Origin of the sequence: Aliarcobacter faecis (genome assembly GCF_013201705.1) — a bacterium.
GTDB lineage: Bacteria > Campylobacterota > Campylobacteria > Campylobacterales > Arcobacteraceae > Aliarcobacter > Aliarcobacter faecis.
Genome location: NZ_CP053837.1, coordinates 475,511 through 502,274, shown reverse-complemented (window position 1 = coordinate 502,274; position 26,764 = coordinate 475,511). Strand labels below are relative to the sequence as shown.

21 protein-coding genes, 3 tRNA genes and 3 rRNA genes are annotated in these 26,764 nt (G+C 31.0%); 5 read left to right on the top strand and 22 right to left on the bottom strand.

Features of this window, described 5'->3' with window-relative positions:
* Window positions 1–4 precede the first annotated feature (4 nt).
* The 22 genes from AFAEC_RS02530 to AFAEC_RS02425 all read right to left on the bottom strand — a co-directional run bounded on the left by AFAEC_RS02530 (window position 5) and on the right by AFAEC_RS02425 (window position 21,130).
* The gene (locus AFAEC_RS02530; protein ID WP_026806133.1) at window positions 5–1,201 is read right to left on the bottom strand and encodes a response regulator; all 1,197 of its coding nucleotides are present in this window, start codon (window positions 1,199–1,201) and stop codon (window positions 5–7) included.
* Window positions 1,202–1,209: 8 nt separating this feature from the next.
* On the bottom strand, window positions 1,210–1,689 hold the full coding sequence (locus AFAEC_RS02525; RefSeq protein WP_026806134.1) for a chemotaxis protein CheW: 480 nt from the start codon (window positions 1,687–1,689) through the stop codon (window positions 1,210–1,212).
* 57 nt (window positions 1,690–1,746) lie between these two features.
* Window positions 1,747–2,934 (bottom strand): exodeoxyribonuclease VII large subunit, encoded by a 1,188-nt coding sequence (xseA, locus tag AFAEC_RS02520; RefSeq protein WP_026806135.1) that lies wholly within the window; start codon window positions 2,932–2,934, stop codon window positions 1,747–1,749.
* A complete protein-coding gene (gene ubiE, locus AFAEC_RS02515) occupies window positions 2,935–3,645 on the bottom strand; it encodes a bifunctional demethylmenaquinone methyltransferase/2-methoxy-6-polyprenyl-1,4-benzoquinol methylase UbiE (RefSeq protein WP_026806136.1) in 711 nt (236 codons plus the stop codon).
* 26 nt (window positions 3,646–3,671) lie between these two features.
* Complete coding sequence (locus AFAEC_RS02510) at window positions 3,672–3,911, bottom strand: hypothetical protein (RefSeq protein WP_225442393.1); 240 nt, start codon at window positions 3,909–3,911, stop codon at window positions 3,672–3,674.
* Window positions 3,912–3,916: 5 nt separating this feature from the next.
* The gene (locus AFAEC_RS02505; protein WP_026806138.1) at window positions 3,917–4,708 is read right to left on the bottom strand and encodes a P-loop NTPase family protein; all 792 of its coding nucleotides are present in this window, start codon (window positions 4,706–4,708) and stop codon (window positions 3,917–3,919) included.
* 95 nt (window positions 4,709–4,803) lie between these two features.
* The gene (locus AFAEC_RS02500; RefSeq protein WP_026806139.1) at window positions 4,804–5,538 is read right to left on the bottom strand and encodes a ferredoxin-thioredoxin reductase catalytic domain-containing protein; all 735 of its coding nucleotides are present in this window, start codon (window positions 5,536–5,538) and stop codon (window positions 4,804–4,806) included.
* Between the two features lie 646 nt (window positions 5,539–6,184).
* Window positions 6,185–6,300, bottom strand: a 5S ribosomal RNA gene (gene rrf, locus AFAEC_RS02495).
* 202 nt (window positions 6,301–6,502) lie between these two features.
* Window positions 6,503–9,415, bottom strand: a 23S ribosomal RNA gene (locus AFAEC_RS02490).
* 350 nt (window positions 9,416–9,765) lie between these two features.
* A tRNA-Ala gene (locus AFAEC_RS02485) sits at window positions 9,766–9,841 on the bottom strand.
* A 25-nt stretch (window positions 9,842–9,866) separates the two neighbouring features.
* Window positions 9,867–9,943, bottom strand: a tRNA-Ile gene (locus AFAEC_RS02480).
* Window positions 9,944–10,048: 105 nt separating this feature from the next.
* Window positions 10,049–11,566, bottom strand: a 16S ribosomal RNA gene (locus AFAEC_RS02475).
* Together the 16S, 23S and 5S rRNA genes with 3 tRNA genes alongside form the textbook arrangement of a ribosomal RNA operon.
* Before the next feature lie 286 nt (window positions 11,567–11,852).
* Window positions 11,853–11,927, bottom strand: a tRNA-Asn gene (locus AFAEC_RS02470).
* A gap of 147 nt (window positions 11,928–12,074) precedes the next feature.
* On the bottom strand, window positions 12,075–13,112 hold the full coding sequence (hemE, locus tag AFAEC_RS02465; RefSeq protein ID WP_026806351.1) for a uroporphyrinogen decarboxylase: 1,038 nt from the start codon (window positions 13,110–13,112) through the stop codon (window positions 12,075–12,077).
* Window positions 13,113–13,126: 14 nt separating this feature from the next.
* Window positions 13,127–13,639: a YqhA family protein gene (locus AFAEC_RS02460; protein WP_026806352.1), complete on the bottom strand. Its 513-nt coding sequence runs from the start codon at window positions 13,637–13,639 to the stop codon at window positions 13,127–13,129.
* The gene (locus AFAEC_RS02455) at window positions 13,640–14,677 is read right to left on the bottom strand and encodes an aspartate-semialdehyde dehydrogenase (protein WP_026806353.1); all 1,038 of its coding nucleotides are present in this window, start codon (window positions 14,675–14,677) and stop codon (window positions 13,640–13,642) included.
* 1 nt (window position 14,678) lies between these two features.
* Entirely contained in the window at window positions 14,679–17,255 is a 2,577-nt protein-coding gene (gyrA, locus tag AFAEC_RS02450; protein ID WP_026806354.1) for a DNA gyrase subunit A, read from the bottom strand.
* A gap of 145 nt (window positions 17,256–17,400) precedes the next feature.
* Complete coding sequence (locus AFAEC_RS02445; RefSeq protein WP_026806355.1) at window positions 17,401–17,616, bottom strand: YdcH family protein; 216 nt, start codon at window positions 17,614–17,616, stop codon at window positions 17,401–17,403.
* 57 nt (window positions 17,617–17,673) lie between these two features.
* Window positions 17,674–18,855, bottom strand: a complete 1,182-nt coding sequence (argJ, locus tag AFAEC_RS02440; protein WP_026806356.1) for a bifunctional glutamate N-acetyltransferase/amino-acid acetyltransferase ArgJ — start codon at window positions 18,853–18,855, stop codon at window positions 17,674–17,676.
* Window positions 18,855–19,982 carry a potassium channel family protein gene (locus AFAEC_RS02435; protein ID WP_026806357.1) on the bottom strand — a complete coding sequence of 376 codons (1,128 nt, stop codon included), beginning with the start codon at window positions 19,980–19,982 and terminating at the stop codon, window positions 18,855–18,857. The genes argJ and AFAEC_RS02435 overlap by 1 nt, the downstream gene beginning before the upstream one ends.
* Window positions 19,983–20,004: 22 nt before the next feature.
* The gene (gene rpmB / locus AFAEC_RS02430; RefSeq protein WP_026806358.1) at window positions 20,005–20,193 is read right to left on the bottom strand and encodes a 50S ribosomal protein L28; all 189 of its coding nucleotides are present in this window, start codon (window positions 20,191–20,193) and stop codon (window positions 20,005–20,007) included.
* A 64-nt stretch (window positions 20,194–20,257) separates the two neighbouring features.
* On the bottom strand, window positions 20,258–21,130 hold the full coding sequence (locus AFAEC_RS02425) for a glycosyltransferase (protein ID WP_026806359.1): 873 nt from the start codon (window positions 21,128–21,130) through the stop codon (window positions 20,258–20,260).
* 90 nt (window positions 21,131–21,220) lie between these two features.
* On the opposite strand from AFAEC_RS02425, the gene gmhB reads away from it, so the two are divergent.
* From gmhB to AFAEC_RS02400, 5 genes are all read left to right on the top strand, one after another.
* Complete coding sequence (gmhB, locus tag AFAEC_RS02420; RefSeq protein WP_026806360.1) at window positions 21,221–21,736, top strand: D-glycero-beta-D-manno-heptose 1,7-bisphosphate 7-phosphatase; 516 nt, start codon at window positions 21,221–21,223, stop codon at window positions 21,734–21,736.
* Between the two features lie 2 nt (window positions 21,737–21,738).
* Complete coding sequence (gene rfaD / locus AFAEC_RS02415) at window positions 21,739–22,746, top strand: ADP-glyceromanno-heptose 6-epimerase (protein WP_026806361.1); 1,008 nt, start codon at window positions 21,739–21,741, stop codon at window positions 22,744–22,746.
* The gene (gene rfaE1 / locus AFAEC_RS02410) at window positions 22,743–24,173 is read left to right on the top strand and encodes a D-glycero-beta-D-manno-heptose-7-phosphate kinase (RefSeq protein WP_026806362.1); all 1,431 of its coding nucleotides are present in this window, start codon (window positions 22,743–22,745) and stop codon (window positions 24,171–24,173) included. The genes rfaD and rfaE1 overlap by 4 nt, the downstream gene beginning before the upstream one ends.
* Window positions 24,163–24,765 carry a D-sedoheptulose 7-phosphate isomerase gene (gene gmhA, locus AFAEC_RS02405; protein ID WP_051489044.1) on the top strand — a complete coding sequence of 201 codons (603 nt, stop codon included), beginning with the start codon at window positions 24,163–24,165 and terminating at the stop codon, window positions 24,763–24,765. The genes rfaE1 and gmhA overlap by 11 nt, the downstream gene beginning before the upstream one ends.
* Before the next feature lie 95 nt (window positions 24,766–24,860).
* On the top strand, window positions 24,861–26,759 hold the full coding sequence (locus tag AFAEC_RS02400) for an LTA synthase family protein (protein WP_026806364.1): 1,899 nt from the start codon (window positions 24,861–24,863) through the stop codon (window positions 26,757–26,759).
* Window positions 26,760–26,764: the final 5 nt, after the last annotated feature.

Here is a 26,764-nt window from a genome sequence, read left to right as displayed (position 1 = left end):
CTCTTTAATTAAAAATCTTCTCTATAATTGCAGGTTCAACATTTGCAATTATAGATTTTTCTAAAATCTCTAGTTTTTCACTTTCTTGCTTTGATCTTTGTTCCCAATATTCAAGCTTTTCTTTTAAAATCTCACTTGAATCATTATTTAAAAGCATTTCATTTAATCTATCTATTTCTGCCTCAAGGTACTTTATACGCTGATTTAAAACTTCTTTTTCATCTTCAAAATTTTTTATTGTATTATCTTTTACTTTTTGATTATTATTTTGTTGTTTAAAAAGATTTAACTCTTTTTTTGTATCTTCAAGCTCCTGTTTTATCTCATTTATAAAACTATCTTGTTCTAAGTTTTGCTCTTTTATTTTTTGTAAATTTAAACTTTTTTCTTTGATTAAAGCTAATTGCATCTGTCTTTTTAGTTCTTGTTCTTTTGTAGTATCATAAGCTACTAAAATAATACCTTGTATATTTAAATTATCATCTAAATCAGGGATAATATTGCTTTTTGTATCTAAAATAGTTTCATCTTTTCTTTTTATTTTTAAATTTCCATCCCATGACTCTTTATTTAAAAGCTTTTTATAAATATCTTCAAAAAGTTTTTTTGCACTATTATTATGTCTTAAACTATTTAACTCTTGCCCTAATAAATCCTCTTTTTTATACCCTAATGTTTTACAAAATAACTTATTTACATATATAATTTTAAAATTATTATCAAGTTTTAGAAGTAGATTATTTGTATCTAATATATTTTTAAATTTTAGAAGCTCTTCTCTTTGTTTATTTAAAACTCTTTCAAATTCTAAAGTTTTAGCAATATCTTCAATAAAAATTAGAAGTTTTTTTATATCAAGTGGTTTTACAATATACTCTTTTACTCTTAGTTTAATAGCTTCTATTAAAAAATCACTATCTGAATGAGCTGTAGCAAAAACAACAGGAACATCATCTTTTATCTCTCTTATCTTTTTAACCATATCAATACCATTTAACTCTGGCATATTAATATCGCTTAAAATAATATCTATATTATCTTGATTAGTAAGGTATGTTCTAAGCCCTTCTTTACCATTTGGGACAACTATTACTGATTTAAAGAAGTTTTCTAAAAGTGAAGATAATTCTGTTCTTATTACATCATCATCTTCAACATATAAAAGAGTATATTTTTTAAGTAGTTCACTATTTATATTCATAGATTATTTTAATCTTCAAGTTCACTTTTTGCTACAACTTTTTCAATATCCATAATTACTAGCATCTGATTATTATCAAGTCTAATAAAACCTTTTAAATATTTTGCAGGAATCCCTGAACCCATTTCTGAGACAGTAGCTAAAAGTCCAGTATCAAGTTTTTGTACATCATCAACTTTATCAACAACAATTCCAATCATTCTTTTATCTTCAGTTATAACAGTAATAATTGTTGTGCTTTCATTATAAACAATCTCTCCTGTATGAAACTTTATTCTTATATCTAAGATAGGAACAACTTCTCCTCTTGAGTTAATTAACCCTTTTACCCAATTTTCAGTGTTTGGTAAAGTTGTAATATTATCAGGATAAGTTAATATCTCTTTTATTTTTGGAAGTTCTATTGCATATTTCATCGCACCAAGTTCAAATGTCATAAATTCAGTTATATTTGACGAATTTGTAACTTTTGTCTCTTTATTTTCCATGATATTCCTTTTGTACAACTATATTTTTCTCTATTTTATCAATTGTAAACTTAAACTCTATTTTTGTTTTTTTAAACTTATTATTTTACAACTTGCAATAGTTTTTGCTGATTGAAGTTCTAAAACATCATCTATTTTCAAGCTTTCTAAAGAAATTATTTTATTCTCTTTAGAGATCTGAACAAAACCTATTTTATCTTTATTTTTTGGATTATTTAGAATATAGTTCTCTTTTAAACTATCTATAGTGTTTTGAAATATCTGCAATTTTTGAGAAAAAGTTCTATTAAACCCCTCTTTTAAAATTTTAATTTGACTCTCTATAAAACTAAATTTTGAATCAATAGAGTTTTGTACAAATAGCTTTTTCATAGAATTTAATTCATTTTCTTTTGCTAAAAAAATATTTTTTAACCTATTATCAAACTCATTCATAAATGAAGCTAAATATAAAAGATGCTCATTTCTATCAGGAAGTGCTATTTCCATAGCATTTGAAGGAGTTGCAGCACGAATATCTGCTACAAAATCAGAAATTAAATAATCTATTTCGTGCCCAACTGCTGAAATAATTGGCGTTTTAGCTTCATAAATAGCTGTTGCAACTTCTTCACTATTAAATGCCCACAAATCCTCAATACTTCCACCACCTCGTCCTACAACAATAATATCACAATTTAAACTATCAGCAAACTTTATATTTTTTGAAATATCTTCTATACTTCCATTTCCCTGAACTAATGTAGGAATTAAAATTAATTCACATAAACTCCATCTAGAACTTGCAACTTTTTTCATATCTTCTATTGCAGCTCCTGTAGGGCTTGTAATAATAGCTATTTTTTTTGGATATTTTGGAAGAGATTTTTTAATACTTGCTTCAAAATAGCCCTTTGCTTGAAGTTTTGTTTTAAGTTGCTCAAAAGCTAAAGCTAAACTTCCAATTCCATCTGGTTCTATTTTTGTACAAAGGAGTTGATAATTTCCTCTTGGAACAAAAACTGTAATACTTGCACTTATAACTACTTTTTGTCCATTTTCAAGCTGAAATTTAAGATATTTTGTATTTCCTTTAAACATAACACAAGATATTGTAGAACTTTCATCTTTTATTGAAAAATAAATATGTCCAGAGCTATGAAATACAAGATTTGAAATTTCTCCAGAGACTAAAACTTGCATAAAAGTTGTCTCTAAAAGAGATTTTATTTGAGTATTTAAAGTACTTACACTAATTGCATTCATCTATATCTTTTTTGCAATAATTAGTGTTGAAATTTTCATAGAAAAAGCCTTTGTATAAATTGGTTCTAAACCAGCATTTTTAAGCTCTTTTTGCAAATTTGCAGTTGTCAAAAATTCATCAATACTATCTGGTAAGTATCTATAGGCCTCTTTATTTTTAGAAATTACTCCACCAACAACTGGTAAAATCTTATTCATATAAAAATCTGTTAAATAATCTATTGGTGTCTCTTTTTGATTTTTTGTAAACTCACTAATTACAACCAATCCACCTTTTTTTAACACTCTTGCAAACTCAACAAAAGCCTCTTCTCTTTGTACAACATTTCTAATACCATATGAAATTGATATAATATCAGCACTCTCATTTTCTAAAGGCATAGAAGTTGCAAAAGCTTCAATAAATTCAACTTCTGGAAGCTTTTTCTTTCCTACTTCCATCATTCCAACACTAGGATCAATTCCTACAATATTTCTTAAAATTATCTCTTTTTTCTTTGCATTTTGTTTCCAAAAAAGTATCATATCTCCAGTTCCACAAGCAACATCAACTATTTTTTCTATCTCTTTTTTACCATATAGTTCAAAAGTTTTACTACAAGCTTTATCTCGCCAACTTTTATCTATTCCCATAGACATTACTCTATTTGCTTTATCATAAGTTGGGGCAATATCATTAAACATTGATACTATTTTTTCTTGTTTTTTCATTATTTATCACTTCTCATTTTTTATTTTTATATAAGATATTTACCTATTAAAATACCTATAAGTAGACCTATATTCAAAGCAACTGCTATGCTCATAATAGATAATTTTTTATCAGCATTTGGTATTTTGTTTAAAATTTTTTCTTGTTCTTTTAAAGTTTTTTCAAAATTACTACTAGCACTCTCCAAATTTACTAATGCCTTATTTAATGCAATTTCAGAAAATTCCATTCTCTCAACAAGCTCTTTAGCTTGTTTAAAGCTCATATCACTCATTTTTTGATATCAATCCATCTATCTAAATCACAAAAAATTCTATTTAAAGTATTTAAAACATAATCCTTTGCCTCTGTTTGAATTCTTCTAAAAAATAGATATTTTCTAGCAGATTCAATATCTCCTAACTCTTTTGCTTCAATAGCTTTTTTTGCAAAATCAGTATTATTATAAGCCATTTCCCAAACTGTACTTCCTAAATATCTGCTCATTGTTATTATTTTATCATTTTGAACAGGGAAATATTTGGGAGTTTTTAAGAAATCACAAATAACAGAATTTGAATCCAAATATTTATGACCAAAAAAGTTTATAAACTGTTCACTATAATAATCTTCATCCATAGAAATAGACCTTGTTAGTGCAAAAATCATATTATCCTCTGGATTTTTCTCTATTTTTTTTATCTTTTTCATAGTTGCAATAGCATTTTTCCCATCAAGTTCACCATCACCTAAAGGAATAATCCACTTAACATTTCCAAAGCTTCCAACTTTTTTTATCTCATCAAGAACTAGTGAAGATGTTTTATTTCCACCAACATCAACAATAACCTCATGATTGTCATCCATTAAAATAAGCTCATCAAGATCTGTTATTTTATTTGTTCCCAGCATTCTTTTATCTACAATTTCAGTTCTTGTAAAAGATTTTGAATCATTATTCTCATCATCTATTTCAATATATGTAATTTTTTTGCCATGTTTTTTATATAAATATGGTGCAATAACCTGCATAGCAACAGTAGATTTTCCAACACCACCTTTTGTTTGCGGAATTATAATCATAATAATTAAACCTTTGATTTCTAAGCTATAAGAGTACCTATTTTATCAAAACTATCATTAATTCTTAATCGTAATTTTATATGAAAAAAAGTATTTCACTCTTCTCCACTAATAATCTCTCCAGAAAAACTCATAATTCCATAATCAAGATTTGTAACACTTTTATAACCCATATTTAGCATTATTCTTTGACAATATGCACTTCTACTTCCACTATGACAATATACAATTATTGGAATATCTTTTTGATTATTAAGAAGTTCAAGAGAGTTATAAAAACTTGTAGTTGGAATTAAATAATCAACTCCTTTAATTCTAGAACCTATCCACTCCATCCACTCCCTTGTATCAACAAGATTAAATTTTACATAACCTATTTCTCTAGCTTCCAAAAGTGCTTCAAGTTCAAGTGAACTAATTTCATCTTGAGATAACAACTCCTCACACTCATCCTTTGTTAAGCCTCTACTATGAGTTACTATTGCCTCTTTTGTATCAATATGTGAAAGTAAGTCTTGAACTTTATCTTTTGTACAGTAAATCCCACAATGGCAAGAACCATTATTCGGTATCTCTACTTTTAAAGCTGGTTCACAAGGGCATAATCTATTTTTTTCAGTTTCACTCTCTTCAATTACCATAAAACAGGGACAATACCTTTTACCATATATAAGTTTATTTCTTGCCAATCCCATTTGAATTGATTCATTTACTTCATTATTTGGATTGTAAAAAAGGTTATATTCTTCTAAAACTTTATCTGTGAACTGCCTTGTAAGCTCAAATTCAAGCTGAAACTCTTCACTATTTATATCAATTTTTCTTATCATTTTTTAGCCTTAAATTATTAAAAGAGGGATTATATAGAAATAGTTAGAAAGATAGGCTGAAATAGATTAGTAAAAGATAATAAGGAATAAACTTGGCTTAAAGAAAAATGGAAGAAGTTAAATAATATATAAAATAAGAAAAGAAACATATAAAAATCAATAAATGTATTAAAGCTAAAAGATAAGAATAACAATAAAGGGGATAAATAAGAATAAAAGAAGTGGCTAAAAAGGATAAGAAGCTAAAATAGCTATTACATTAAAAGGAATAGATAGTAATTTAGGTAGATAAAATATATGAAATGTATTAATAACTCAAAAAGAAGATATAGTTTTTTAGATTTTATAAGTCCAAATGAAGATGGGGGAGGAAGCTAAAAAAGGGTAAATAAGCTAATGAAAGTAAAACAATAATAAGCATAAAAGAAGTAAAACGGAAGAAAGGTAAACAAGTGTAGGCAAGTAAAGCAAATACAAGTAAAAGAGAAAGAATAACAATAAAGGGATCTAAGATAAATAGTGGCTGAAATAGATTAGTAAAAGAAGGGAAGGGGAATGAGAGGGAGTAGATAAAAAAAAGCTTAGCACAATATACTGATAATAGTATAAAGAGCTAAGCTTTTGTGTGTATGTAAAAACTCAAAAGAGCTGGCGGCGACCTACGTTTCCACAAGGGGACCCTGCAGTATTATCGGCGATGAAGTGCTTGACTGCCAGGTTCGGAATGGTACTGGGTATTTCCACTTCTCTTTAACCACCAACAAATTTGAGTAAAAAAAGTTAAAGTATAAATGCTTAAAGAATATTGTAATTCTAAAAGGATTAACTCTTTCTACTCAAATTGTGATATTTGAGAATCTAATGCTAAAGTCTTTATGCTTTCATATTTGTATAACTACATATAAATCAACAAATTAAACATAAGTAAAATATGCTTAATAAGATAGTAAACCAAAGAAATGATTAAAATAAGCCAAACGTTCTATTAGTACTGGTCAGCTAAAGGGCTTACACCCATTACACACCCAGCCTATCAACCAGCTAGTCTTGCTGGGAACTTCAGGGAAAGTTCATCTTAGAGTTGGCTTCGAGCTTAGATGCTTTCAGCTCTTATCACATCCCAACGTGGCTACCCAACGATGCTCTTGGCAGAACAATTGGTACACCAGTGGTTGGTTCATCCCGGTCCTCTCGTACTAGGGACAAATCTCTTCAACTTTCCTACGCCCACGGAAGATAGGGACCGAACTGTCTCACGACGTTCTGAACCCAGCTCGCGTACCGCTTTAAATGGCGAACAGCCATACCCTTGGGACCGACTACAGCCCCAGGATGCGATGAGCCGACATCGAGGTGCCAAACCTCCCCGTCGATGTGAGCTCTTGGGGGAGATCAGCCTGTTATCCCCGGCGTACCTTTTATCCTTTGAGCGATGGCCCTTCCACGCAGAACCACCGGATCACTATGACCGACTTTCGTCTCTGTTCGACTTGTTGGTCTCACAGTCAAGCTAGTTTATGCCATTATACTCAACAAGCGATTTCCAACCGCTTTGAACTAACCTTTGTAAGCCTCCGTTACTATTTAGGAGGCGACCGCCCCAGTCAAACTACCCACCAGACATTGTCCTGAAAGAGGATAACTCTTCGCAGTTAGTAACTCAAATATTCAAGGGTGGTATCTCAAGGATGGCTCCGACTCTACTGGCGTCTAGTCATCATAGCCTCCCACCTATCCTGCACATGAATATCCAAGCTACAGTGTCAAGCTGTAGTAAAGGTGCACGGGGTCTTTCCGTCTTTCCGCGGGTAGGAGGAATTTTCACCTCCACTACAATTTCACTGGATCCCTCTTTGAGACAGCTCCCATCTCGTTACGCCATTCATGCAGGTCAGTATTTAACTGACAAGGAATTTCGCTACCTTAGGACCGTTATAGTTACGGCCGCCGTTTACTCGGGCTTCGATCAAATGCTTCGCGTGAGCTGACATCATCAATTAACCTTCGAGCACCGGGCAGGCGTCACACCTTATACATCCACTTACGTGTTAGCAAAGTGCTGTGTTTTTGGTAAACAGTCGGGAGGGACTCTTTGTTGCAACCTCTTTAGCTTTTTGAAGCAAGTTCATATACCAAAGTAGGCACACCTTATACCGAAGATACGGTGCTAGTTTGCAGAGTTCCTTAAAGAGGGTTCTTCCACGCGCCTTAGAATACTCATCCCACCCACCTGTGTCGGTTTACGGTACGGGCAACATATAATATACTTAGTGGCTTTTCTTGGCACGACAGTATCATCGATTCTCCATCTCCTCCGAAGAGTGTCAAGAGCCTGTAAGATCTCGGTCTAACGTTAAGCGGATTTGCCTACTTAACAACCTACATCCTTCGAGCCACACTTCCATCCGTGACCTCGATTAACTCTATGCGTCCCCACATCGCGCTTATATGTTGGTATTGGAATATTAACCAATTTGCCATCGTCTACCCCTTTCGGACTCGACTTAGGACCCGACTAACCCTACGATGACGAGCATCGCGTAGGAAACCTTGGGTTTTCGGCGAAGGGGATTCTCACCCCTTTTAACGCTACTCATGCCTGCATGCTCACTTCTATCCGCTCCAGCACTCCTTACCGGTATACCTTCAACGCTGAATAGAACGCTCTCCTACCACTCAATTAAAATTGAATCTAAAGCTTCGGTGTACATCTTAGCCCCGTTATATTTTCCGCGCAGAATCACTAGACCAGTGAGCTGTTACGCTTTCTTTAAAGGATGGCTGCTTCTAAGCCAACCTCCTGGTTGTCACAGTAACTCCACATCGTTTTCCACTTAGATGTAACTTAGGGACCTTAGCTGTTAGTCTGGGTTGTTCCCCTCTCGACGACGGATTTTATCACCCACCGCCTGACTCCTGTGATTCCACATATAGTATTCATAGTTTGATAGGGTTTGGTACCGCGGTAAGCAGCCCTAGCCCATTCAGTGCTCTACCCCTATATGCTACAACACAAGGCTATACCTAAATATATTTCGGAGAGAACCAGCTATCACGAAGTTTGATTGGCCTTTCACCCCTATCCACAAGTCATCCCAAGACTTTTCAACGTCAGCGGGTTCGGTCCTCCACTGGCTCTTACACCAGCTTCAACCTGCTCATGGATAGATCACTTCGTTTCGGGTCTGCAGCATCTGACTATGTCGCCCTATTAAGACTCGCTTTCGCTACGGCTTCGCACTTGGCTTAACCTTGCCAGACACCACAACTCGCAGGCTCATTATGCAAAAGGCAGTCCATCACCCTGATAAATCATAGGGCTCTGAATGATTGTAAGCTAATGGTTTCAGGTTCTATTTCACTCTGCTCGCTGCAGTACTTTTCACCTTTCCCTCACGGTACTTGTTCACTATCGATCTGTAAGTAGTATTTAGGATTGGAGGGTGGTCCCCCCAGCTTCAGTCAAAATATCACGTGTTCCGACCTACTCAGGATACCATTAAAGTTATTGAGAATTTTAATTACAGGAGTTTCACCTTCTATGCTACACTTTTCCAAGTATTTCATCTATCCTCTTTAATCTTATATCATGGTCCTACAACCCCCAATGCAAGCATTGGGTTTGTCCTAATCCGCGTTCGCTCGCCGCTACTTACGGAATCTCTTTTGATTTCTCTTCCTCTAGCTACTGAGATGTTTCACTTCACTAGGTTTGCTCCCCGTAGGGTAATATAATTCTCATTATATTGGGTTGCCCCATTCAGAAATCCACGGATCAAAGCTCTTTGGCAGCTCCCCGTGGCTTATCGCAGCCTAATACGTCTTTCTTCGCCTCTTACAGTCTAGGCATCCACCATTAGCCCTTAATAGCTTATATACGGAGCCTAAAAAAATCTTACGATTTTATTCAGGTTCCTTTTTTCTTGCCTATAAATATAATTTCTTATATTTATAAATTTGATAATATTCTTTGGCTACTATCTTATTAAACATATATATCTCTATATACTCTAATAATCTAGTTGTGTTATCTATAGTTAATTTAATATCTCTATTAAATTTTAGATATGAAATTTTTTTGTTTTAAAATTAAATATTTCTATTTAACCTTACGAAAAAAATTAAAAGACTTTAACATTATATTTTTAAATATCTTTAGAAACTTCTATTTAAAGCTCTAATATAAATCTTATATCTCTATAAAACTTATATTAAATCTCTCTTTAGTGGTGGAGAATAGCGGGATCGAACCGCTGACCTCCTGCGTGCAAAGCAGGCGCTCTCCCAGCTGAGCTAATTCCCCACTCTAATCTTTTAAGATTATTTAATGGTGGGCCTATCAGGACTTGAACCTGAGACCTCACGATTATCAGTCGAGCGCTCTAGCCAGCTGAGCTATAGGCCCATTTCACCTATTTATCAAATAATCTTTATAAACCGAATATATTATCTTGATTTTCTTTTTTTCTCTTTTGAATCATTAAGAAACAAATCTTAATTCTATTCTCTGAAAGGAGGTGATCCAACCGCAGGTTCTCCTACGGTTACCTTGTTACGACTTCACCCCAGTCGCTGAATCCACTGTGGAAGGTAGCTATTTTAGCATCCCCGCTTCGAATGAGTTCAACTCCCATGGTGTGACGGGCGGTGAGTACAAGACCCGGGAACGTATTCACCGTAGCATAGCTGATCTACGATTACTAGCGATTCCAACTTCATGTAGTCGAGTTGCAGACTACAATCCGAACTGGGAGGTATTTTATAAGATTTGCTCCACATCACTGTATTGCCGCTCTTTGTATACCCCATTGTAGCACGTGTGTAGCCCTGGACGTAAGGGCCATGATGACTTGACGTCATCCTCACCTTCCTCCTACTTGCGTAGGCAGTCTCCTTAGAGTTCTCAGCCGAACTGTTAGCAACTAAGGACGAGGGTTGCGCTCGTTGCGGGACTTAACCCAACATCTCACGACACGAGCTGACGACAGCCGTGCAGCACCTGTATGCAAGTTTCTGCAAGCAGACACTAATCTATCTCTAAATCATTCTTACTATGTCAAGTCCAGGTAAGGTTCTTCGTGTATCGTCGAATTAAACCACATGCTCCACCGCTTGTGCGGGTCCCCGTCTATTCCTTTGAGTTTTAATCTTGCGACCGTACTCCCCAGGCGGTACACTTAATGTGTTAACTGCATTACTGCAAGATCTAGTCTCACAACAACTAGTGTACATCGTTTAGGGCGTGGACTACCAGGGTATCTAATCCTGTTTGCTCCCCACGCTTTCGCATCTCAGCGTCAATAATGTTCCAGTAGATCGCCTTCGCAATCGGTATTCCTTCTGATCTCTACGGATTTTACCCCTACACCAGAAATTCCATCTACCTCTCCCACATTCTAGATTAACAGTTTTCAAAGCAGTTCTATAGTTAAGCTATAGGATTTCACTTCAAACTTATCAATCCGCCTACATGCTCTTTACGCCCAGTGATTCCGAGTAACGCTTGCACCCCCCGTATTACCGCGGCTGCTGGCACGGAGTTAGCCGGTGCTTATTCATATAATACCGTCATTATCTTCTTATATAAAAGGAGTTTACGCACCGAAATGTGTCATCCTCCACGCGGCGTTGCTGCATCAGACTTTCGTCCATTGTGCAATATTCCCCACTGCTGCCTCCCGTAGGAGTCTGGACCGTGTCTCAGTTCCAGTGTGACTGATCATCCTCTCAAACCAGTTATGTGTCATTGTCTTGGTAGGCCATTACCCCACCAACTAACTGATACAATACAGGCCAATCTCTTACCGATAAATCTTTCCCTTATTAACTTATGTTAATAAGGAGTATAAGGTATTAGCAAACGTTTCCATTTGTTATCCCTTAGTAAGAGGCACATTACCTATACATTACTCACCCGTGCGCCACTTAGCTGACAACTATAGCAAGCTATAGCCCGTTCTCGTTCGACTTGCATGTGTTAAGCACGCCGCCAGCGTTCACTCTGAGCCAGGATCAAACTCTCCATAAATTTTTTATTCTATATTTAAAGTATGTATTTATATACATAAAAATTAAATATCTTTTATCTTTTTATAGTGTTTGAAACTGACATATTTTATAATTACTCTAAATTTCTCAATTTATTGTTAGTTACAAAATTATCACTCAAATTTATAGACAAGAATTTACTTCTTGTTCTTTTTTATTTTTTTTGAATATCAAGTTTAACATATTCGGTTTACAAAGATTACTTCACTTCTTCTTTACAAACTTACTTATCCTTTTAAAGATCGTAATTTTTAATAAAATTTAAATGGCTCCGGCACCTGGGATCGAACCAGGGACCAAATGATTAACAGTCATCTACTCTACCGCTGAGCTATGCCGGAATTTTTTCTATCCTCTTTAACCCTCTGGTCAAATTGGACGGGAATTATAGTAAATTTTTATCCTATTGTCAAGGGGTTTTTGAATAATTTTTAAAATTTATTCAAAAAAATATTTTTATACCCAATTTATAGTAGGTAAAATACCCACTATTTCTTACTAACTCTCTGACACTCTTTAACAAAGTGTATTGCATTTTCAACTGGAACATCAGGTAAAATACCATGTCCTAAATTAAAAATATGTCCTTCACCTTTCATTATACTTTGTATAGCTTCGACACATTTTGTTGTCTCCTCTTTTGAGTATAATCTACAAGGTTCCATATTTCCTTGAAGTACATATTTACTTCCAAGTTTTTCTTTTGCTAGTGCCATTGGAGTTCCCCAATCTACACCAAATACATCAAAGTTTCCATAAACAAGCCCTCTTTCAATAAAAGCTGCTACTCCTTTTGGAAACATAATAACTGGAATATGTGGATATTTTTCTTTTAAATACTCAGCAATCTCAACCATATATTTCCATGAAAATTCATCATAACGACTAGGTTCAATTGCAGCAGCCCATGAATCAAAAATTTGAACAACATCAGCACCAGCAAGTATTTGTTTTTCTAAATAAAGTTTTATTACATCTGTTAATTTTTTCAATATTTTATGTAAAAATTCAGGATTTGAGTACATAATTTTCTTACATAAACTATATGTCTTTGTTCCTTGTCCTTCTATCATATAAGTAGCTAATGTCCAAGGAGCACCAGTAAATCCAATAAGAGCTTTATTTTCTGGAAGTTGCTCTTTTAAAATTTTAATTGTTTCATAAACATAAGTTAATTTAGAAGCAGCTTCTTCTCCACCAATTAACTTATCTAAATCTTCTTCATTTTTAATAGGCTCTTTAAATACTGGTCCTTCACCTTGTAGAAAATCTAAATGCATTCCCATTTCATTTGGAATAACTAAAATATCACTAAACAAAATAGCAGCATCAACTCCTACTATATCAAGTGGCTGAATAGTAACTTCAGCTGCAAGTTCTGGATTATGGCAAAGATTTAAAAAATTACCAGCTTTTTTCCTTACTTCCATATATTCTTTTAAGTATCTACCTGCTTGTCTCATCATCCAAACTGGTGTATATGGTGTTGGTCTTCTAAAACAAGCATCTACAAAAATTTTTGACATAATATATTCCTTTATTAATGTTTTCCTACTTTACCTATAAAGTAAAGTCCAACGGCTAATGCCACAATAGCTAATGCAAAATACAATAATTCTAATGGTGTTTGATAATTTGTATGAATTACTCTTTGAAAATAATTTACAACTAAAACCATAATAATAACTTTTGCAATTTTATCTTTTAGTTGATCTAATGAATTTATATTTAATATAGAGTTACAATCTTCTTGGCTACAAGCAGCATCTATTTTAGATATAAATAGTTCATAAATCCCAAAAGCAAAAATCAATAGTACAACAGCAATAAGATATAAATCAACAGCCCCAATAATTCCAGCAACTATATCTTCATGAAAATGTTCAGGATGAGAACCTTCTAAAAAAGTAGTAATTACAAATTTTGCAACATTTATCACATCAATGCTTGCAACTATAAATAGAATTACTGCTCCCATGAAGCCAAAAATTACAGCAAGAATTACAATAAATCTACTTTTCCATAAACCATTTTCTATAATTTTTTCAAGCATTTACATATCGCTTTCTAATTCAATCCATTTTAAACCAATTCTAACTGCATTTGTAGCAGCACCAACTCTTACTTGATCAGCCACATTAAAGTAATGAACTATATTTGGTGAATAAACATCTTTTCTAATTCTTCCTACATAAGTATAATCTGTATCAGTTGAGATTATTGGCATTGGATATTTTTTATTTGGTAAATCATCAATAACTTTAACATTTTCAAAATTTTCTAATGCATTTCTTATCTCATCTACATCTACATCTACACCTTCTTTAAATGTTACAGTTAAAGACTCACTATGACTTCTTAAAACTGGAACTCTTACACAAGTTGCAGCAACTTCAAAGTTTTTATGCATAATTTTTTGAGTTTCATTCACCATTTTCATCTCTTCTTTTGTAAAACCGTTATCCATCGCAACATCTATTTGAGGAATTACATTTAAAACAATTTGGTGTGCAAATGCTTTTATTTCACTTTCATCAAGTCTAAATGCAAAAAAATCTTGCATCTGTTGAACTAACTCTTCCATACCTTTTTTTCCAGCACCAGAAACTGCTTGATATGTTGAAACATCAACTCTTTTTATTCCATAAAGTTCATCTAATGGTTTTAAACTTTGTACCATTTGAATTGTTGAGCAATTTGGATTTGCAATAATTCCAGTCTCTCTCCAAAGTCTAATATCTTCTGGATTTACTTCAGGAACAACTAATGGTACTTTTGGATTCATTCTAAAGTGGCTTGTGTTATCAATTACAACTGCCCCTGCTTCAACTGCATATTTTGCAAACTCATCAGAAACACTTCCTCCAGCACAAAAAAATGCTATTTCAACCTCTTGTTCTTCAAAAACAGTAGGAGTTAATTCTAAAACTACAATATCTTTATTTCTAAACTCTATTGTACTTCCAGCACTTCTAGCACTAGCAAGTGGAATAACTTTATTTACTGGGAAATTGAGCTCTTCCATAACTCTAAAAACTTCTTCTCCAACTGCTCCTGTAGCACCAACTACTGCAACATTAAATTTTCTCATTTTATTCATCCTCACTATTTTCTATGTTTTCATTATTTTGTATTAAACTTAAAAGGTTTGAATCTTTCTCTTCATTTTCAATTATCTCACCATCTTCATTGTATCTAATTACATTTCCATTCTCATCAAGTTCTATCTCTTCATCTTCTTTTGGACATTTTGCAATAGATACAACTTTATCATCTTTATCAACATTTACAATTATTACTCCACTTGTATTTCTTCCAGCTTTTCTAATTGTTTGCATATCAACTCTAATCATCTTTCCAATAGAAGTTAAAAGCATTAAATCTTGAGTATCATCAACTAAAACTTCACCTACTATATTTCCAGTTTTAGTAGATAGTTTCATAGCAATAACACCTGAACCGGCCCTATTTGTAAGTCTATACTCTTCAACTGTTGTTCGTTTTCCAATACCTTTTTCAGAAACTGTTAATATTTCTTGTTCTTCAGAACTAATAACATCAGCATCAACAACAAAGTCTGTATCAATTTTAAATTTAATACCTCTTACACCTCTTGTACTTCTTCCTTGATCTCTTGTTTTTTCAAGTTCAAATCTAATACATTGACCAAGACTTGTAAATATCATGATATACTGAGTTTCTATATCAGCAATTTTTGCTGTCACAATTTCATCAGCATCATCTAAAACGATAGCTCTTACTCCATTACTTCTTATATTACTAAATTCATTTAATGATGTTCTTTTTATAACTCCATTTCTTGTAAAAAATACTAAAGATTTACTCTCATCAAAATCAGGTGTTGGAATTATTTCCATAATTTTTTCATCAGGTCTTAAATTAATCAAGTTTACAACTGCTTTCCCTTTTGCAATTCTACTACCTTCAGGAATTTTATAAACTTTTAACCAATATAGTTGTCCCATATTTGTAACAAACATTAATGTATCATGAGTATTACTCACAAAGAATCTCTCTATAAAATCATCATCATGAGTTGTTACTGCAACTTTTCCTTTTCCACCTCTTTTTTGTTTTTCATAAGCTTTAATTGGAACTCTTTTTACATATCCATTATGAGTAATTGTTACAACCATTGGCTCATTTGGAATTAAATCTTCAACATCAATTTCATCATAAGAATCTTCAATTTCTGTTCTTCTTGGATTCGAAAATTTCTCTTTTATCTCTATTAATTCATCTTTAATAATTTGATTTAATTTCTCTTCACTTCTTAAAATAGATTCTAGTTCAGCTATTAAAATCATAAGTTCTTGATATTCAGCTTCTAATTTATCTCTTTGAAGTCCTGTTAATCTTCCTAATCTCATATCTAAAATTGCTTGAGATTGAATAGCACTTAAATCAAATCTAGTCTCAAGTTTCTCTTTTGCATCTGCATCATTTGAACTTGCTCTTATAATTCTTACAACTTCATCAATATTATCAACAGCAATTTTTAGACCTTCTAAAATATGTGCTCTTGCTTTTGCTTTTTCCAAATCAAAGATTGTTCTTCTAATAATCACAGTTTTTCTATGTGATAAGAAAATATTTAAAATTTCTGGAAGATTAAATACCTTTGGTTCCTTATTATAAACTGCAAGTAAAATAATCCCAAAAGTTGTCTCCATTGGAGTTGATTTATAAAGATTATTTAAAACTATTTCAGCCATTGCCTCTTTTTTCAGTTCAATTACAACTCTAATTCCTTCTCTATCAGACTCATCTCTAACTTCAGAAATTCCTTCTATTTGCTTATCTTTTGCTAAATTTGCAATAAGTTCTATAAGTCTAGCTTTATTCACTTGATAAGGTAATTCATCAATTACAATAATCTCTTTTTTAGCTCTTGTTTCGATATGGTGTTTTGCTCTAATTCTTACTCGCCCTCGACCCGTATTATAAGCATCGATTATTCCTCTTCTTCCAAATATTGTTCCACCAGTTGGAAAATCTGGACCTTGAACAAACTCCATTAAATCACCAGCAACTGCTTCTGGATTATCAATTAAATATAAAATTGCATCTAAAAGTTCCCCCAGATTATGTGGTGGAATTTTTGTAGCCATACCAACAGCAATCCCTTCACTTCCATTTAAAAGTAAAGTTGGAACTCTTGTAGGAAGAACTGCTGGTTCTTTCATAGTATCATCATAATTTGGTACAAAATTTACTGTATCTTTGTCTAAATCTCTTAAAACTTCTTCCGTAATTCTTGTCATTCTAGCTTCTGTATATCTCATAGCAGCAGCATTATCACCATCAACAGAACCAAAGTTTCCTTGCCCATCAACCAATGGAGCTCTCATTGAGAAGCTTTGTGCCATTCTTACAAGAGCATCATAAACAGAAGTATCTCCATGAGGGTGATACTTTCCTATAACATCTCCAACAATTCTTGCTGATTTTTTATATGCAGCTTTACTTGTAACATTTAAATCATGCATTGCATACAAGATTCTTCTATGAACGGGTTTTAATCCATCTTTAGCATCAGGTAATGCTCGTCCTATAATAACACTCATTGAATAGTCTAAATATGAAGCTTTTACACTATCTTCAATATTTACATTTATAATGTCTTGATTTTCGAAAAGGTTTTCCATAAAAAAAGGCCTTTGTTAAATAAAATTAGGAAGATTTTATCTAAACTTGGCTTAGTAATAGTTGTAATAAGATTTTAAATTATACAATCATAAAAAAAGGGTTAGAAGAAAACTTCTAACCCTTTTTAATAAAGCTTTTAAAAAATTATTTTTCAGCTTTAAATTTTACTATCATAGAGTAAATTTCATCTTTAAGTTTTAATTTCTCTTTTTTCTTAGTCTCAATTGTAAATTGATCCGCATGAGCATTCTCTAAGTTTGTAATTTCATGATCTAAATCATTATGTTTATCAAAAACTCTAGCAAAATGTACATCTTTTTGTCTTAATTCAGCTATTGCATCTCTATGTTCGTGAAGCATTATCTATCCTTGGTTAAAATTTAAATTTATAAGATTATATATAAAAAGTTCTTAAAATTAACTTCTATAATCTGCATTTATCTCTACATATTTATAACCTAAATCACAACCATAGGCAGTGAAACTCTCTTCTCCTAAACCTAAATCACAAATTATTTTATATTTATCTTTTTTTAAAACATCTGCTGCTTTTGCTTCAATTTGTGCATCAAAACATATTTCACCCTTGTTAAATACAACAACATCATTATAAGAAATTACTAATTTTTCATCATCACAAGCAACTTGAGAAGCACCTATTGTTGAAGCAATTCTTCCAAAATTTGGATCTTCTCCAAAAAGTGCTGTTTTAACCAAAAGAGAGTTTGATAAAGCTTTTGCAGCTTTCATAGCATCCTCTTTTGTAGCTGCATTTCTTACTTCAAAAGCTGCAACTTTTTTAGCTCCTTCTCCATCAGCTACCATTAACATAGCCATATCATGCATAACCAATCTTAAAGCCTCACTAAAAGCATCTTTATCATAAGTATTTGATTTTCCATTTGCTAAAACCATAACTGTGTCATTTGTCGAAGTATCTCCATCAACAGAAATAGCATTAAAAGTTGTCTCTTTATTTTTATTTAATGCCTCTTTTATATCTTCAAAAGGTACTTTTGCATCTGTACAAATAAAACAAAGCATAGTTGCTAAATTTGGATTTATCATTCCAGCACCTTTTGCAACTGCTCCAATTTTAAATGAAGTTCCATTTTCAAGTTTTACTTCATACATACAAGTTTTAGGATAAGCATCTGTTGTCATAATAGCTTTTGATAAATTCTCTCCATTCTTAGCACTTAAATCAAATCTTTTTGCACCATTTAGAAGTTTTTCTATAGGAAGTCTATTCCCTATAACTCCTGTACTACTCATAATAGGATTTACTAAATCAAAATTTAATTGTGAAAAAAGAGTATTTATATCTTCTATTCCTTTTCTACCTGTTAGTGCATTTGCATTTTTTGAATTTATTAAAATAAAGTTTGTTTTAAATCCCTCTTCATATGCTAAAAAATGTTTTAAAGGAGCTGCTTGAAATCTATTTTCAGTAAAAATAGCAGCAACAGTACAAGCATCTTTTGTATAGATAAATCCTAAATCATTATTTCCATTTGGTTTAAGTCCAGCATGGATTCCATCACAAAAGAATCCATCGATTTGATCTATAAAACCTTTAATTGGTAAAATTGTAAACATTATATATCCTTTGGTTGATTTGTTAAATTTAGAACTCTTTTTGCTCTTGATAAACCTCTTTGAGAACCAACTATTAAAAGTTTTGAATTTTCTTTTATTACTTTATCCCCATTTGGTAGTTGAACAAAAACTCCGCTAGCTTCAGTAATTCCAATAACCGATATTTTTAAAGTATCTCGAAAATTTAACTCTCCTAAAGATTTTCCTACAATCCAAGAGTTATCTTTTATCAATAAATCTTCCATAGTTATTGGACTATCTTTTTTATATAAAAACTCATCTAAGATATTCTCCATATCAGGACTTATAGCCATAGCACTTACTCTTTTTGCCATAAGAGATGGAGTTGCAACAACTTTATCTGCTCCAAGTTTTTTAAGTCTTATTTTCTCATTTAAAGTCTCTGCATTAGATATAATCAAAAAAGGTGTTCTTTCAAGCTCTTTTTCATAAAGCCTAACAGATGCTATTAAAGTAATATTATCTGAGATATTTTTAGATAGTGAAATAGCACCTTTTGCAGAACTTAAATGTGATTTTAAAAATGCAATCTCTTTATATGGTTCTTCTTTTACAAAATATGGATAACCATTCTCTTTTGCTATTTGTTCAATATTATCACTTGGATCAACAACCACAAAGGGTATATGATTTTCTCTAAACTGTCTTGCAACTTGAGCTGTATATTCATTGTGATAACATAAAACAAAGTGTTTTCTTAGCCTTGCTATTTTAAAAAGCATTCTTCTCTCCCTTAATAGTTCTCTTAAATTACCATTTGTAAAAACATCAATTACAATTCCCACCGCAAAAATAAGACTTGAAAAACCAGCAATCATTAAAAAAACAGTGAATATTATAGTCTCATTTTTAAAATTTGATTCATTTAATGCTCCAAAACCAGTATTTGTAAGAGTATAAGCAGCTTGAAAAATTCCTTGCATAATAGTATAGTTTTCAAGATATACATAGCCTAATGTTCCTATCATCATTAAAAGCTGAATAAGAATTAAAGGTAATCGTAAAGGTTTTAGTTTTGAGTAAATTATTGGGTCTAAATCATATTGAGGTCTAGTGGCTCTAAATTCCCAGCCAAAATTTTTTTTAAACCTCGTTAAGAAGCTCATATAAGCACTTTATGTGCTTAAATTATGAGTGTTTTTTAAGAGTTCTTAACTCTTTTGCAGAAATTCTTAGCTTTGTAGTTGTTCCATCTTCTAATGTAACTCTTACAGTTCTAATATTTGGTAAAAATCTTCTTTTTGTTCTATTTTTAGCATGACTTACGTTGTTTCCAACCATTGGTCCTTTTCCAGAAATTGCACATTTTCTTGACATTTGTCTTCCTTTTTTTATAGTGAAAAATATTCGGGTATTGTATCTAAAAAATCTTAAGGTATATTTAAATATTTAACAAAATCTCATCGAATTTTTCAATATTTCTATCTAAACTCATCTGTATAGCTATACTACTATTTTGTTTTTTTATATTTTTTAGTTCATTCTCATCAAATAAAACTGCATCTATTTTAAAAGAAGTACTAGGATCTTTTGGATGTTCCATTGTTGCATAAATATCAATTATCTCTTTTGCATCATTATTCATAGTTGTAAATACAACACACTCACAAAACATAGCCTTTATAACACTTGAGGCTATGTTTTTATTATAAGTTGGAAGTAAAAAAATATCACTCATTAAATATAAGTCATCTATATTCTCTTTCTCTTCATCTACTTTTATAATCTTATCTTCTAGCTTTCTATACTTTGTTAAAATAAAATCTAAAGAGCTTAAATTCTGTTTACTACCAGCAATAATAATTTTAAACTCATTATAAGTTAGATTTGAGCAAATATCTAAAAACTCTTTTATTCCACTTGTTTTAAAATTTTTTGCTGTAAAAAAAAGTAATTTTGTATTTAAAGGGATAGAAAGTTTCTCAATATATTTTTGTTTTACCTCTTTTTGTTCTTTATATTCAACATTAACACTAGGATAGATAACTTTTATTTTTTTATAATCTACTTTTGTTTTTTCTAAAATCAGATTCATAGATGAAAAAGAGTTTACAATAGTAATTTTTGAATTTTTTATTCTATTTATAGAATCTTCATCTAAAGAACCACTATGAAAATAGATATCTGAATAGCTCTTTTTCCCAAAGAATTTAGCTATAGCAGAACCTTTTTTCAATATTTTTATATCAGCTCTTGTTTTTATACTATTTATCAAACTATTTTCTGTTTTAAAATATATGGTTTTTTGACTCATTTAAACTCTTTATTCTCATTTTTTAAAGCATTATTATAGTTAAAAGAGCTTTATGATATTATTTAAATGTATAAATAAAGGATTTTAAAAATGCAAAAAAGAGTAATCTATCTTGATAGAGATGGAGTTATAAATGAAGATTTTGGATATGTTTATGAGATTAGCAAATTTAAGTTTATATCTGGAGTTTTTGAAGCGTGTAAAGAGTTTTTAAATTTAGGCTATGAAATAATTATTATTACAAATCAGTCTGGGATTGGAAGAAATTATTATACTAAAGAGGAGTTTGAAACTCTTACAAACTATATGCTAGAAGAGTTTAAAAAACAAGATATTAATATTTTAAAAGTCTATTTTTGTCCTCATAGCCCAGAGGAAAATTGCTCTTGCAGAAAACCAAAAGAAGGAATGATTTTACAATCTTTAAACGATTTTAAAATAGACTTAGAAAACTCTTGGCTTATTGGGGATAAAATAAGTGATATAGAGTGTGCAAAAAATGGTAATATTGCAAATAAAATTTTGATAGATAAAAAAGAGAGTTCAAATAAAGATTTTTTTGTAGCAAAAAGTTTAATTGATAGTTTAAAATATATAAAAGGATAGATATGAAATATAATAATATAAATTTTAATAAAAAGACAATTTTAATTACTGGTGGAGCTGGATTTATAGGTTCAAATTTAGCTTTTTATTTCCAAAAAAACTATCCTGAAGCAAAAGTTGTAGTTTTAGATTGTTTTAGAAATGGTGAGACTTTTTCAAATGGAAATTTAAAAAGCTTTGGTCACTTTAAAAACTTAATTGGATTTCACGGAATTGTAATAAGTGGGGATATAAATGACAAAAATCTTTTAAAAAGTTTAGAAAAAGATTATAAGTTTGACTATATTTTTCATCAAGCTGCAATCTCTGATACAACTGCACTTGAACAAGATATTATGATAAAAACAAATGTAAATGCCTATGAGGATTTACTAAAAATTGCAATAAAACATAAAGCAAATATGATTTATGCCTCATCAGCTGCAACTTATGGAGATAGTGATAGATTTGAGGTTGGATTTGAAAAACCAAATAATGTTTATGGATTTTCAAAAGTTATGATGGATAATATCACTTATGAGTATCTAAAAAAAGATTTACCAATATCTATTGTAGGGCTAAAATATTTTAATGTTTATGGACCAAAAGAGTTTTTCAAAAACAAAACAGCTTCTATGGTTGTACAATTTGGACATCAAATATTAAAAGGTCTTACTCCAAAACTTTTTGAAGGAAGTGATAAAATCTTAAGAGATTTTATCTATATTGAAGATATTATCCAAGCAAATATTAAAGCTTGTAAACCTAAAAAATCTGGGGTTTACAATGTTGGAACTGGAAATGCTAGAAGCTTTGAAGATATTGTAAATATTTTACAAAAAGAGCTTGAAATCAATAATGGCAAAGAGTATATTCCAAATCCATTTATTGGTTCATATCAATTTTTTACAGAAGCAAATATAGAAACTACAAAGAAATTTTTAGATTATAAACCCAAATACTCTTTAGAAGATGGGATAAAAGCCTATATTGTAGAAATTAAAAGATTATTTAAAGAAGAAGTTAAATGAAAAAATTGGATAAAAAACCAAATATTTTAGTAATTGGTGATTTAATGATAGATCATTATTTATGGGGAAATTGCGATAGAATCTCACCAGAAGCACCAGTTCAAATTGTAAATGTAAAAAAAGAGAGCTCAGTTCTTGGTGGAGCAGGAAACGTAATAAATAACCTTGTTACTCTAGGAGCAAAGGTTGATGTTATAAGTGTAATTGGAGCTGATAATGTAGCAAATGAACTAAAAACCCTACTAGAAAAAATAAATATTTCAACTTCAAATTTAGTAGTTGAAGTGATGCGAAAAACATCTAAGAAAAGCCGACTTATTGCTTCTCAACAACAAGTTTTAAGATATGATATGGAGAGTATTGATGATATTGATGAAAATAGCCATAAAGTAATAGTACAAACTTTAAAAAATAGTATCAAAAAATATAGCTCTATTATATTATCTGACTATGGGAAAGGCGTTCTAACAACTAAATTAACACAAGATATTATAAAAATAGCAAATGAACACGATGTAAAAGTTTTAGTTGATCCAAAAGGAAAAGATTATAGTAAATATAAAGGTTCTTATACTCTAACCCCTAATAAAAAAGAGGCTATGGAAGCTACAAATATAGATATAAAAGATGAAAACTCTTTGATAAATGCCTTAAAAAGTTTAAAAGAAAAATGTGATTTAAAAGTTTCACTTATCACTTTAAGTGAACAAGGAATTGCTATATTTGAAGAGACTCTTAGTATAAAACCAACTGTTGCTAGAGAAGTTTATGATGTAACAGGTGCGGGAGATACTGTTATAGCTTCTATTGCTTTTGCTTTAGGAAATGATTTATCTATAGATAAAGCTATTAATTTTGCAAATTTAGCTGCTGGTGTTGTTGTAGGAAAAATAGGAAGTGCAACAGCAACTCTTGATGAGATTTATGAATATGAGTATAGTTTACACAAATCAAACTCAACAAGCCATATAAAAACTTTTCAAGAGATTGAAGAGTTAGCTTCTAAATTTCATAAACAAGGCAAAAAAATAGTTTTTACAAATGGTTGTTTTGACATACTTCATGTTGGGCATGTAAAATATCTTGAAAAAGCAAAAAGCTATGGAGATATCTTAATTTTAGGTTTAAATGCAGATAGTAGTGTAAAAAAGCTAAAAGGAGAAACAAGACCAATAAACAATCAAGATGACAGAGCTTATATTTTAGCTTCACTTGAAAGTGTAGATTATGTAGTTATTTTTGAAGAAGAGACTCCTTATGAATTAATCAAACTAATCAAACCACATACTTTGGTAAAAGGTGGAGATTATGAGGGGAAAGAGGTAGTTGGACAAGATATAGCAAATGAGCTAAAACTTGTACAATTTGTAGATGGAAAAAGTACAACAAATACGATAAAAAGGATAAAAGAAAATGATGGAAAATAATGAAATTTCGCCTTGTGCGAATAAAAATGCAATAATTAAAGAGTTTTTAGCACACCAAGAAATAATATCAAAAGTTATAGAGACTATGCAAGAACCTCTTTTAGAAGCTTCAAAAATTGCAGTTGAAACACTAAGAGCTGGAAATAAAATACTACTTTGTGGAAATGGTGGAAGTGCAGCTGATGCACAACATTTTGCAGCAGAATTAACGGGAAGATATAAAACTGAAAGACGAGGACTTCCAGGTATTGCACTTACAACTGATACAAGTGCATTAACAGCTATTGGAAATGATTATGGATATGATAGAGTTTTTGATAGACAAGTTGAAGCTTTAGCAAATAAAGGTGATTTAGTAATAGGAATCTCTACTTCTGGAAACTCTGCAAATGTTATAAATGCCTTAAAAGTGGCACGTGAAATGGGTTGCAAAACTATTGGATTAACAGGGCGAGATGGTGGAAAAATGAATGAACTTTGTGATATAAACTTAGTTGTTCCATCAAATGATACTCCAAGAATACAAGAGATGCACATACTTTTTGAACATACTATTTGTCAAATTATAGACAATGAAATAACCAAACTCTAATAAAAAGGGATATTAATACTAAGATTCCTATCTTAAATAAAGCTAAATGAGTAAAATCATTTAGCTTTTCTTTACTTTATTTTCAAAGAGGTTTTATGGCAATTTTTCGGGAACTTTTAAAAGTTTATATAGTTTTTGGTGCTCTTTTTTTTATAGGAAGAACTTTTTTTTATCTAATATATTTTAATAGGTTAAGTGATATTTCATTAGAAGAGTCCTTATTAACATTTATCTATGGTTTAAGAATGGATACAATAGTTATCTCTATAATTCTTATTATTCCAACTATTCTTTTAACACTTTCTCCAAAAATATTTTCAAAATATATCTCAAATTTTTTAAATTTTTATATTTTAGTTTTCTTAGTTATTGCACTATTTATTGAAAGTGCTAGTTTTCCATTTTTTGCACAATATGATTTAAGACCGAATTATCTATTTATTGAGTATTTAGCATATCCTAAAGAGGTATCTTCTTTACTCTTTAAAGATTATAAATTAGAATTTATCGGTGCATTTATTTTGATATTTATTGTAGCTAGAATATATCTAAAATCAAATTTTATAAAGTTTGAAAAAGTTTTTGAACAAAGTTATTTTTCAAGAGTAATACTACTCTTACCTATTCTTTTAGTTCTATTTTTAGGTATTCGTTCATCTTTAGGTCATAGACCTGTAAATATCTCTGATGCTTTATATAGTACAAATAGAGTTATAAATGAAATTACAAAAAACTCTATTCACTCTTTAGGTTATGCCTATTATTCAAATATAAAAAGTGAAAATGATATCTCAAAATATGGAAAAATGAGTGTTGAAGAGGCTTACAAAGTGGCTTCAAAAACTTTGGGAATTACTTATAAAAATGAAACAAAACCTTTTTATAGAGAGGTAAAAACTCATTTAGAGAAAAAAGAGCAAAAAAATCTTGTAATTTTTATACAAGAGAGTTTAGGAGCTCAATTTACAGGATTTATAGGGAAACAAAATTTAACTCCAAATTTGGATAATTTAGCAAAAAATTATATATCTTTTACAAATCTTTACTCAAATGGTACAAGAAGTGTTAGGGGCTTAGCTGCACTTACAAGTGGAACTTTGCCTATTCATAGTGTTGAAGTTTTAAAGAGAAATAAGTCTCAACATGACTACTTTACAATTGCTAATTTACTAAAACCTTATGGTTACAAATCAAGCTTTATTTATGGTGGAGAAGCTAGATTTGATAATATGAAAAGTTGGTACTTGGGAAATGGTTTTGATGAAGTAATTGAAGAAAAAGATTATATAAATCCTATTTTTAAAAGTACTTGGGGTGTAAGTGATGAAGATTTGGTAATCAAAGCAAATGAACAGTTTAAAACATATTCTAAAAATAAAGAAAATTTTGTAAGTGTAATGTTTAGTTCATCAAATCATATGCCTTTTGAACTTCCTGATGGAAAGATAGAATTTGATAAAAACTTTCCAAGAAATAGTGTTGAAAATGCTATAAAATATGCTGATTTTGCAATAGGAAAATTTTTTGAACTAGCACACAAAGAGGATTATTTTAAAAATACTGTATTTGTTATAGTTGCTGACCACAATGTAAGAGTTTATGGAGACCAAATAGTTCCTATTGATATGTTCCAAATACCTGCTGTTATCATAAGTGATGGTATTTCTCCTCAAATATTTAGTAGATTAAGTTCTCAAGCAGATGTTTTAGCAACAGCTTTAGATTTAATAGGAATTGATTTATCTTATCCAATACTTGGGAACTCTATATTTAAAGATAATAAGCAAGATATAAATTTGATGTTATTTGATGAAATTTATGCTTATAGGAAAGGAGATATAATAACTATTTTAGTTCCAAATCTACCCACTAAAACTTTTGAATATAAAGATAAAAAATTAGTAGAAATTCCAAATAATGAGGATTTACAAAAAGAAGCTTTGGCTTTGATTTATATTTTAGATGATATGTATAAAAATAAATCTTACAAATAACTAGA